At 70.1% G+C, this 9,776-nt stretch carries 10 protein-coding genes; 2 read left to right on the plus strand and 8 right to left on the minus strand.

The genetic code is table 11. The features are described 5' to 3' along the window. Window positions 1–32: 32 nt before the first annotated feature. The 3 genes from FHG89_RS30495 to FHG89_RS30505 are packed head-to-tail and all read right to left on the minus strand — an operon-like array spanning window position 33 to window position 3,334. Window positions 33–1,718, minus strand: coding sequence for a CotH kinase family protein (locus FHG89_RS30495; RefSeq protein WP_208761163.1), 1,686 nt, complete (start codon window positions 1,716–1,718; stop codon window positions 33–35). Further along, window positions 1,718–2,395 carry a DUF4956 domain-containing protein gene (locus FHG89_RS30500; RefSeq protein ID WP_139587835.1) on the minus strand — a complete coding sequence of 226 codons (678 nt, stop codon included), beginning with the start codon at window positions 2,393–2,395 and terminating at the stop codon, window positions 1,718–1,720. The genes FHG89_RS30495 and FHG89_RS30500 overlap by 1 nt, the downstream gene beginning before the upstream one ends. A gap of 3 nt (window positions 2,396–2,398) precedes the next feature. Continuing rightward, the gene (locus FHG89_RS30505) at window positions 2,399–3,334 is read right to left on the minus strand and encodes a polyphosphate polymerase domain-containing protein (protein ID WP_139587836.1); all 936 of its coding nucleotides are present in this window, start codon (window positions 3,332–3,334) and stop codon (window positions 2,399–2,401) included. A 350-nt stretch (window positions 3,335–3,684) separates the two neighbouring features. Between FHG89_RS30505 and FHG89_RS30510 the strand changes: the two genes are divergently transcribed. Next, entirely contained in the window at window positions 3,685–4,656 is a 972-nt protein-coding gene (locus FHG89_RS30510) for an NADP-dependent oxidoreductase (RefSeq protein WP_208761164.1), read from the plus strand. Between the two features lie 4 nt (window positions 4,657–4,660). Here FHG89_RS30510 and FHG89_RS30515 read toward each other — a convergent pair whose 3' ends face one another. From FHG89_RS30515 to FHG89_RS30535, 5 genes are all read right to left on the minus strand, one after another. Continuing rightward, complete coding sequence (locus FHG89_RS30515; protein ID WP_139587837.1) at window positions 4,661–5,251, minus strand: HAD family hydrolase; 591 nt, start codon at window positions 5,249–5,251, stop codon at window positions 4,661–4,663. After that, complete coding sequence (locus FHG89_RS30520) at window positions 5,248–6,531, minus strand: RNA polymerase sigma factor (RefSeq protein WP_139587838.1); 1,284 nt, start codon at window positions 6,529–6,531, stop codon at window positions 5,248–5,250. The genes FHG89_RS30515 and FHG89_RS30520 overlap by 4 nt, the downstream gene beginning before the upstream one ends. Before the next feature lie 2 nt (window positions 6,532–6,533). Beyond that, window positions 6,534–6,878: a YciI family protein gene (locus tag FHG89_RS30525; protein WP_341874284.1), complete on the minus strand. Its 345-nt coding sequence runs from the start codon at window positions 6,876–6,878 to the stop codon at window positions 6,534–6,536. 114 nt (window positions 6,879–6,992) lie between these two features. Next, window positions 6,993–8,051 (minus strand): tryptophan--tRNA ligase, encoded by a 1,059-nt coding sequence (trpS, locus tag FHG89_RS30530; protein WP_139587840.1) that lies wholly within the window; start codon window positions 8,049–8,051, stop codon window positions 6,993–6,995. Between the two features lie 270 nt (window positions 8,052–8,321). Further along, window positions 8,322–8,792 (minus strand): PRC-barrel domain-containing protein, encoded by a 471-nt coding sequence (locus tag FHG89_RS30535; RefSeq protein WP_139587841.1) that lies wholly within the window; start codon window positions 8,790–8,792, stop codon window positions 8,322–8,324. A gap of 121 nt (window positions 8,793–8,913) precedes the next feature. Between FHG89_RS30535 and FHG89_RS30540 the strand changes: the two genes are divergently transcribed. Beyond that, window positions 8,914–9,168 (plus strand): SCO4848 family membrane protein, encoded by a 255-nt coding sequence (locus FHG89_RS30540; protein WP_139587842.1) that lies wholly within the window; start codon window positions 8,914–8,916, stop codon window positions 9,166–9,168. The last annotated feature ends 608 nt before the right edge of the window (window positions 9,169–9,776 follow it).

Below are 9,776 nucleotides of genomic sequence, written 5' to 3' on the forward strand. Positions count from 1 at the left end.
AGCGTCCTACGCCTCGTCGCCGACCATCCGCGTCACCCGCTGGTGATGACGCTGTCGGTGGCGAGGTGCTCGGTGCGTTGCCGGACGAGTGTCTTCAGTTGTTCGGCGTCCGTCGCGGTCTTCTGCTGGTCGTACCCGGCGACCGTGGACAGGACAGTGGTGATGCTGTCGACGGCGTTCATCGCGGTGCCGTCCGCGTAGATCCTGCGGTAGAGGTCGCGGTACGCGCTCTCGTAGACCGGCTTGAAGGCGGCGCTGGCGAGGAAGCGTTCCTTGAGCTTGTGGCCGCCGAAGCCGTTCGGTCGGCCCTGCGCACCGGCGGTGTCGCCGCCCGGACCCGGCATGCCCTGAGGCGGCTGCATTCCCTCCGGCAGTTGCATCCCCTCAGGTAGTTGCATCCCCTCGGGCGGTTGCATGCCCTCGGGTGCGGCGCCTCCGCCCGGCGGGAAACGGCCACCCATCCGGCTGGCGTCGTGCGGGCCCTGCTTGGCGTCGCCGGTGAGGGTGAGGTTGTAGTCCCAGCCGACGACGGTGAACTTCTTCGTGTCCAGGTCGTACCACAGGTAGTAGTTGCGGCCCGGCCCGGCCATGTCGTCGAAGTTGAGCAGCAGGTTCTGCACGGCCAGGTAGCGGGCGAGGGCCTGTACGTCGACGTGGTCGTCCAGGTGCGCGTCGAAGTCCGCGTCGCTACTGGTGTTGACCCACCTGATCAGATTGATGACGGGCTGGAGATCCTGGCTGCCCTTCATGGTGATCTGTTTGAAGTCGTCCGCGTAGCTGGTGGGGTCGTCGCCCTGGTCGGTGAACTGCCCGGTGGCCAGGCTCTTGTACAGCACACCGTCGCCGCCAAGCGTGTCGGCGAAACCCTCGTCCGGGTGCTCGACGATGAGCCGGGCGGTGGTGGGCCGGTCGTTGACGGTGAAACTCGAGTACGCGTACCGCTGGGCGGTCTCGTCCGCGGCGGCCAACACGTTAAGCGACACGGCCTCGTTGAGGACCGTGCTGCCGCCACCCATGCCGGCGACCCGTACGGCGATCTCGCGGTGGCCCTGGTAGCGGCGGCCCTCGACGAACTCGTCGAAGCGGATCAGCCACGGCAGGGTCTCCGGCTCCTCGGCCTTGAGCGACGCCCGGGCGAATCCGCCCGGACCGGCACCGCCGCGCGCCCCGCCTCCCGGCGCACCCGCTGGGTCCCCGCCGGGGAAGCCCCCCACGGGGGCGTCACCGCCCGGCCCGGGTTCCTGCCCTCCGCCCGGGGGACGGCCAGGGCCGAACCCCCGCTGTCGGGCTTCGCCGTTGCGGGTCAGCCCGGCGAGAGTGGAGTTGCCCTTCAACCGGATACCGACGCTGGGAACGCGCGTGCCGTCGACCGTCAGGTCGGCCTCGAGGAAGCTCTTCTCGCCCTCCTCCCAGAATTCGTCGAGCAGCCGCTGGTAGTCCTCGTCGCGGAAGGTCACCGTGATCCGATGCGCCACGGCCGGGTCGAAGAGAGCCGTCGTCCCGGCGATGTTCTGGCGGACCCGGTCGGCGGTGGTGGCGCTGCTGGTCACCAGCGGTGTGACCCGTACGGTGCTGAACACCACCGCGCACACCACGACGAACGCCGCGCAGGTGGCGAGCAGTTTCCAGTAGTGCCGTACCCGTACCGGAATCCGGTGCACCAGCCGCCGCCGCATCGCCGCGCCCGGGGGTGCCGGAGACGTTTGCGATGGCGTCATCACAGGTCCGTCTGGTCGTAGCCGGTCAGCACGGTCACCCGCTGCCCGCCGGTCCGCTCGCCGAGGGCCGTGATCAGGTCGCCAGGGCCCTGGCCCTTCTTGAGCCGGACGGTGTACATCATCTCGGTCAGGGCGCCGCCGCGGATCGACTCCATGCTCACCAGCTCGAACTCGCTGGTGTGCGCGATGAGCACGTCCTGGATGTGTGCGGTGTAGTCACCGTCCGGCGGGACCTGGACCTTCACCACCTGCCGCTGGATGCTGGAGGCGAACCAGTTGAACCGGTACATGACCAGGATGATGAGACAGATCGCCACGGCGGCGACGACTGCCAGGGTGTAGAACCGGGTGCCCGCGGCCATGCCGATGCCCATCACCAGGAAGATGAAGCCGACGTCGCGGGTCTCCTTGATGGCGTTGCGGAACCGCACGACCGACAGCGCTCCGACGAGCGCGAACGCGCGGGCGATGTTCGACCCGACCACCAGCATGATCAGAGCGATGAGCATGCCGAGGATGACGAGGGTCTGCACGTAGGACTGGCTGTAGGAGACGTTGCGGTGGGTGAACCGGTAGACCCAACCGATCATGGCGCTGAGCACGAACGACAGTGACAGCGCGATGACGATGTCGCCGACGCTGAACGTGCCGGACAGATCCTGGACGTCGAATGGCATGGGTCAGGCCTCACTTCGGGCAGCAGCCGGCACGGGGGTGCCGGAGGGGTCGTCATCGGAAACATGGAAGACCGATCGGGGTGCGCGGTCGAACGCCTCGACGCTCTGGCAGTACTTCGAGATCCGCACCACTGACATGTTCAGTTCGGCCGCGAGGTCGGTGAGCCAGTACGGGATCCGCTCGTTCGCCTTCAGCTCCACCACCGCGAGCCGGGCGGGGATGATGAGCCGGTTCTCGGCGTCCGCGCCGAGGTCGAAGTCGCGGTCGCGGCCACGGACCCGCTGGTCGACGGTGACCCGCAGGCCGGCCTCGGCGCCGCGACCGACGAACGCCTCGCGCTGGTACCCGGTCATCGCCACCGGGCGCAAGTCCAGCCGACAGAGCAGATCCAGGACCTCCTCGAGGAACGCCCGCTGGCCCGGCTCGTGCGCGACCATCTCCCGGCGGTCGCACAGGTCGCGGGCGAGGTGGTACGGCAACGCGACCCGGCGCTTCTGCGTGACCCGGTTGACCCGCTGCTTGATCTCGACGAACACCGTGCTGTCGTCGTCGACGGTCGACCGGTCGCCGTAGTGCCGCACCCGCAACTTGCGCCGGAACCGCAAGCCCTCGATCTTCTCCCAGTAGAACCGGAGATCACGGGTGTCGTAGTAGACGCTCCAGACGCCGTAGCCACCACCGATGCCGTGACTGTCGGCGTCGAGCCGCCGGGCGAGTTCCTTGCGCAGCACCGGTACGGCGGTACTCGACATCAGGTACTTGATCTCGTAGCGATTGAAGGCGTGCAGCCTGCTCGGTGCCCGCAGCGCATGACCGGCGTGATCATCACTGCGGTCCGGCGCCTGGCTGGCGGACGGGGTCGAACGGTCGGAGTCTGGCGGTCCACCCCCGCCGGAGCGATCCGGCGGCACGGCACGTCGTCGGAACGGCAGTCGCATCCTGGTAGCCAATCTGGTCACGGTCGGGACGAAGGGGACGTAACCAGGTGAACCTCAAAGCAGCCTTTGAACGACGTAGGAACTGGAGATGAACGCGGGGTGTACGACAGGTAGACGACGTCGACTATCAGCCATTGACTCCGGTGGACACCGCCGCTGCCCGTAGGTGGGCGGCATCGACGGGGTTTGGTACGGCATCCGGGCGTTGGTGATCTTCTTCTTGGCCCGCGTGATCCGCGCGGCCATGCTTGGCTCGCCTTCCCGGCCTAGACGGCGAACCGCTTCATGGCGGCGGCCGCCTTGCTGCCGCCACCGGCGGCGGCCACCGTGGTGATCTTCAGGGAGTCCACATGGTTGACGGGGACGTGCCCGAGCAGATGCAGGCTGCCGCCTTCGACGAGCATGGCGGCCCGGAGGTGATCACCCTGCGGAAGCTGCCGGTGCCGGAGATCGCCGACGACGAGGTGCTGATCAAGGTCTTGAGCGCCGGCGTCGGGGTGTGGGACGTGTACGAGCGGCAGGGCGTCCTGGTTCCGGAGGGCTCCGACCTCCCGATCGTGCCCGGCTCCGACGGCGCCGGGACCGTCGTCGCGGCCGGCAGCCAGGTCACCAATGTCGGGGTGGGCGACCTGGTCTACGTCTCCGCCACCGCACGGCCCAAGGGCGGCTTCTACGCCGAGTACGCGGCGGTGCAGGCGCAGTACGCGGCGAAGGTGCCCGACGGCGTACCGGCCGAGCACGCCGGCGCCATGCCCACCGACGCGTTGACCGCGCTCGCCGGACTCGACGCGCTCAGCCTGTCGGCCGGCGCCTGGCTGCTGATCTTCGGCGCGAGCGGCGGCCAGGGCCACCTGGCCGTGCAGCTGGCCAAGCGGCAGGGGCTCAACGTGATCGCCGTGGCCTCCGGCTCGGACGGCGTCGCGCTGGTGACCCGGCTCGGCGCCGACGTGTCCCTCGACGGGCACGGCGACATGACCGAGGTGCTCGCCCGGATCCGCGACGCGGCACCGGCCGGCGTGGACGCCATCCTCGCGATGGCTGCCGGCAGGACGCTGGACCGGCTCACCGAGGCGCTTGTCGACGGCGGGGTGGTCGCGTACGCCCACGGGGTGCGGCCGGAGCCGGGCGAACGACCCGGTGTCGTCGTCCGGGCCTACGACGGCGAGTCGAGCCCTCGACAGTTGCAGCGCCTCAACGAACTCATCGAGGTGGGACCGTTCGTGGTGCACGTGGCGGAGACGTTCCCGCTGGGCAAGGTACGGGAGGCGCACCAGCGCCTGGAGACCTCCTACCTGGGCAAGCTCCTGCTGACGGTGGCCTGAGCACTCAGCGGGTGCGCTGCTGCGGCACGCGTACCGAAGCCATGCCGGCCGCCGTCGCGGCCTGGATGCCCAGGTCGGTGTCCTCGAAGACCAGGCAGGACCCCGGGGGTACGCCGAGGTGCTCGGCCGCGAGCAGGAACGCCTCCGGATCGGGCTTGGCCCGCGTGTAGTCCTCGGCGCAGACCAGCACGTCGAATCGGTCCAGCAGGCCGAGCGCGTCGAGGGAGGCGATGACCGAGGCCCGGGTGCTGCCGGAGACGACGGCGAACGGCACCCGCCGGTGCGCGTTGTGGATGTGCTCCACGACCTCGGGCACGGCGGCGAGCTGCGGCAACAACTCCTGGTAGATGCGCTCGCGGTTCTCCACCACTGTCGCCACCGGCATGGCCAGGCCGTGCCGCTCGTTAAGCGCGACGATGATGTCGGCGGTCGGACGGCCACCCCAGGCGTAGAAGAGGTCCTCCGGGAACTCGCAGCCCCACTCGTCCAGGGCCCGCTGCCAGGCCAGGTAGTGCAGCGGCATCGAGTCGACGATGGTGCCGTCGCAGTCGAACAGGTAGGCCGCGAACTCACCGGGTGGCAGGGGAAGACTCATCGGGGAAGGGTACAGCCGCGGTCCGGTCCGTCGTCGGTGACGGATGCCAGCCGGCGCAGCAGGTGCGCCCGTTCCGGCTCGGTCCCTACCAGCGCCAACGCGCTGCGGTACGCCGCCGCGGCCTCGTCGTGGCGGCCGAGCCGACGCAGCAGGTCGGCCCTGGTCGCCGGATAGAGGTGGTAGCCGCGTAGACGCGGATCGTCGGCCAACCCGTCCAGCAGGGCGAGCCCGGCGTCCGGCCCGTCGCGCATCGCCACGGCGGCAGCCCGGTTCAGCGCCACGACCGGTGAGGGGACCATGGTGAGCAGCACGTCGTAGAGCGCCACCACCTGGGGCCAGTCGGTGCTGGCCACGTCGGCGGCCTCGTCGTGCAGCGCGGCGATGGCGGCCTGCACCCCGTACGGCCCGGGCGCCGGGCCGGTCAACGCCACGAGTACCAGCGCCCGCCCCTCGTCGATCATCGCGTGGTCCCAGCGTGCGCGGTCCTGGTCGTCGAGGAGGACCACCGCCCCGTCCGGCCCGGTACGGGCGACACGCCGGGCGTGCACCAGCAGCATCAGCCCGAGCAGACCGGCTACCTCCCGCTCGGCGGGCAGCAGCCGGCGCAGGATCCGAGCCAGCCGGATCGCCTCCTCGGCCAGTTCGGTGCGCTGGAGATCGGGGCCGGAGCTGGCGGCATACCCCTCGGTGAAGATCGAGTAGACGGCCTGGAGCACCGTGGGCAGACGCCCCGGCAGCTCGTCCGCGCCCGGCACCCGGAACGGGATGCGGGCGTCGCGGATCTTCCGCTTGGCCCGGACGAGACGCTGGGCCATGGTGGCGTGCGGCACCAGGAAGGCCCGCGCGACCTCCGCCGTGGTGAGACCGGCGAGGAAGCGCAGGGTGAGCGCCCCACGGTCCTGCGCGGGCAGAGCCGGGTGCGCACAGGTGAAGAAGAGCGCCAACCGGTCGTCGGGCAGGTCGGGGTCCGCGTCGGCGGGCGGCGCGGGGTCGGCCCGCTCGGCCTCCGCCTGGAGCACCGCCAGGCGGGTCGCCAGCCCCCGGTCCCGGCGCAGCCGGTCGACAGCCCGACGGCGGGCCGTGGTCAGCAGCCAGGCGCCGGGCCGGCTCGGGACACCGTCGACGGGCCAGCGCACCAGCGCCGCCTCGATCGCCTCCGAGGCGACCTCCTCGGCCAGGTCGAGGTCGCCGAAACGGTGCACGAGTGAGGCGAGCAGCCGACCGTGTTCCTCGCGGAACACCGCCTCCACGGACCCGGCTGCCGCCTCCGCACCCGCCACGGTCAGACCTCGACCTTGACCTCGGCGACCGGCCGCACCTGCACCGACGCGCCGCCGGTGGCACCCGGGCTGCGGGCCGCCCAGTCCAGCGCGACGTCGAGATTCGGCACGTCGATGATGTCGTACCCGCCGAGCACCTCGCGGGTCTCGGCGAACGGCCCGTCGGTGATCGTGCGCTCGCCGTCCGGGCCCACCTGCACCGTCGTGCAGGTGGTCAGGTCCTGGAGGGGATGCCCGGACACCCAGATCCCGGCGTCCTTCATCTCCCGGTCGTAGCGGATCCAGTCCTCGAAGGTGCACCCGTTGCCGGCCTCCCCGTCGGTCGCGGGGCTCATGAACAGCAGCATGTACTTCACGTCTCGGCTCCTCTCGCGCGGCGGGCCGTCCGCCGTACAGCATGACGACGAACGGGGACCGGGGATGTCGACACGACGACCGGAACTTCTGGAGGCGCACGCCGCTCAGGCCGACGCCTCCCGCCGGCGCCTGCTGCGCTCGGCTCGCCGCCGCACCTGCTGGTACGCGCCGGTCAACCCCATCGCCCGCCGTACCTCGACCAGGGTCTGGCGGGCCTCCAGCCGGGTCCGCTCGGTGCCCTCGACGATCAACCGGTCCACCAACCCTCGGTCAGCCTCGATCTCGGCCCGACGCTGCCGGATCGGCGCCAGGAACGACTCCAACGCGACGACCAGCCGCTCCTTGACCTCCACGTCGCCGACCCGCCCGGCCCGGTAGCGCCGGGCCAGGTCCGCCACCTCGTCCCGGTCCGGGTTGAACACCTCGTGGTACGCGAAGACCGGATTGCCCTCCACCGTTCCCGGCACGTCCGCCCGCACCCGGTTCGGGTCGGTGTACATGCCCAGCACCTTTCGACGCACCGTCGCCGGATCGTCGGAGAGGGCGATCGTGTTGCCCCGGCTCTTGCTCATCTTGGCCGCCCCGTCGGTGCCCACCAGGCTGGGTGTCTCCGCCGGGATCAGCTCGGGCACCGGGAAGACCGGCCCGTAGAGGTGGTTGAACCGGCGCGCGATCTCGCGGGTCACCTCGACGTGCGCGGCGTTGTCCCGGCCGACCGGGACCACCTCACCCTTGACGCAGAGGATGTCCGCGGCCTGGAGCACCGGGTAACCCAGCAACCCGTACGGCATCTCCTCCTTGCCGGCGTCGCGGGCCATGTCCTTGAGCGACGGCACCCGTTCCAGCCGGGGGACAGTCACCAGGTTCTGCAGGAGGGTGTTGAGGTCGCCCACCTCCGGGATGGCCGACTGGAGGTAGAACGTGGCCCGTGCTGGGTCCACGCCGGCGGCGAGGATGTCGGTCACCATCTCGCGGGCGTTGGTGGAGACCTGGTCGATGTCCTCGCGGCGGTTCCTGGTGGTCAACATGTGCAGGTCGGCGATGATGAAGAAGCTCTCGTACCGCTCGTGCAACCGCACCCGGTTGGCGATGCTGCCTACGTAGTGGCCTAGGTGCAGGCGACCGGTGGGCCGGTCGCCGGTGAGCATGCGTGCGACGGACATGGTGGTGTGCCTCTCGTACTCGGAAGGTGGGTCACGCGTGGGCGCGCGCCGAGCGGGGCGGGTTGGCCCCCTCGGTCAGCGGGATCGACTCAGCGGGTCGCCCGCCATCGCGCGCCGGCGCGGAAACGCAGACCACCGGCACGGAGGACATCGAGGAGTTGCTCACGGCCATCGCCGGAGCTGTATGGGAACCGGGGCACCACGCCGAGCGGGAGGCCATCGACCAGATCGACCGCCTCCGGCGCGCAGCTGCTCACCCGGACCACGGCCTCACATTACCCGCGGTGCCTCTCCCGGTGGTGGCAGGTAACGGTCCGTGTAGTACCTGCCGACGCGGTCCCGGTACTCCGGGTCGGTCGACTCCGGGTCGAACGGCGGCGCGTCCTTGATCTCCTGCCGGGTCAGGTCGACGTGTACGGCACGGTCCTGGTGGTCGACCCGGTCCACCGTGCCGGCTGGCAGCAGCACCTTGCGACCGAGGATCCACGGCCCGGTGTCCACCACCAGGTAGCCGGCATCCGCCTCGTCGCTCGCCTCGTCGATTGCGCCGATCCGCCCGTCGCTCGCCTGGACCTGGTAGCCGACCAGGTCGACGGGCGTACCCGGGCCGGGGGCGTCGGGACCTTCACGCCTGTCGCCCGGCTCGTCCGGAGGGCTGGTCGAGGGAGTGGTCTGCGTGTACCCACCGGCCAGAGCGGACGGGTCTCGCCAGGCCCATGGATTGAAGATCGAGGGTTGCACGGGGCACCTCCGGGGACGGCTTTCGGCTGTCCCGCTACTCAGTGCCCAGCCTGGTGGCGCCAGAAACGAGCTGGGCCGCCGTCCGCCCCGGTGACCAGCCCCGGTGGCATACTCGGCAGCCATGGTGCTGTCGCGCGGGTGGTCTGTCTTCCTGGTCGGGGTCGGGATCTGGACCTGGGTGATCTGGCCGAGGTTCGCGGTGGCCATCTGGCAGGACCCGCGGGCCTGGTCGGCCGGCACGGTGGGGGACGGCACGCCCACCAGTTTCCTGTGGGTGCACGCGCTGTTGATCGCGGCGTCGCTGGCCATCGGTACGACCGTCGGTGTCCTCGGCGTCCGCTCGTGGCTGGCCGTCCGTCGCAACGCCGCATCCTGAACTGCGAAAACGTCGTTACAACCAGAGTGTGACGCGGGACGCTACCCGTCGATTTGACGATCAAACCCGTGGACGCGTAACTTTCTCTCTGCCAGCGCGGAACGGGGCAAACGGGACGAAGATCCTGGAGCACCGGAACGGACTGGCAACCGGGTCAGGCAGGGGTTAGCTCCTGCGGGACACGGTCCGGGCGGGGCTCGCCGGATCGGCCGCGAGGCGGATTTGGTGCAGCGGAACCGACCGGGTAAGGTTTACGACCGGCAGGGCACCGGGCGAGCCTGCGGGAGACCGCAGCGGCCGGCCTGCCGAATCCGACGACCTGACGCAGCGGTTCGCTGCTGCGTGAGTGCGCCGGTGCCAACCCGTACGAAGCATGACAGACCGGGACACACGGTTTGACACGGCGAAAACGGTGAGGTAACGTAGTAAAAGTGCCCGGCGCGAGAGCGGCGGGGACACAGAGCGGGAAAAGCCCCGAGATGGGTTCCACTGAGTGTGGTGCTTCTGATCGGTGTGTGGTTGTTCTTTGAGAACTCAACAGGGTGCTTGTAAAGCCAGTGCCAATTATGATTTATACCCCGGACTGGTCAGGCCTTTGGTTTGGCTGG

It is taken from the genome of Micromonospora orduensis (assembly GCF_006228125.1).
Classification (GTDB): Bacteria; Actinomycetota; Actinomycetes; order Mycobacteriales; family Micromonosporaceae; genus Micromonospora; species Micromonospora orduensis.

Excerpts from the sequence above, each read along its gene's own strand:
- FHG89_RS30495 (WP_208761163.1), bottom strand. The coding sequence starts at position 1,718 with ATGACGCCATCGCAAACGTCTCCGGCACCCCCGGGCGCGGCGATGCGG.
- FHG89_RS30500 (WP_139587835.1), bottom strand. The coding sequence starts at position 2,395 with ATGCCATTCGACGTCCAGGATCTGTCCGGCACGTTCAGCGTCGGCGAC.
- FHG89_RS30505 (WP_139587836.1), bottom strand. The coding sequence starts at position 3,334 with ATGCGACTGCCGTTCCGACGACGTGCCGTGCCGCCGGATCGCTCCGGC.
- FHG89_RS30510 (WP_208761164.1), top strand. The coding sequence starts at position 3,685 with ATGGTTGACGGGGACGTGCCCGAGCAGATGCAGGCTGCCGCCTTCGAC.
- FHG89_RS30515 (WP_139587837.1), bottom strand. The coding sequence starts at position 5,251 with ATGAGTCTTCCCCTGCCACCCGGTGAGTTCGCGGCCTACCTGTTCGAC.
- FHG89_RS30525 (WP_341874284.1), bottom strand. The coding sequence starts at position 6,878 with ATGCTGCTGTTCATGAGCCCCGCGACCGACGGGGAGGCCGGCAACGGG.
- trpS (WP_139587840.1), bottom strand. The coding sequence starts at position 8,051 with ATGTCCGTCGCACGCATGCTCACCGGCGACCGGCCCACCGGTCGCCTG.
- FHG89_RS30540 (WP_139587842.1), top strand. The coding sequence starts at position 8,914 with ATGGTGCTGTCGCGCGGGTGGTCTGTCTTCCTGGTCGGGGTCGGGATC.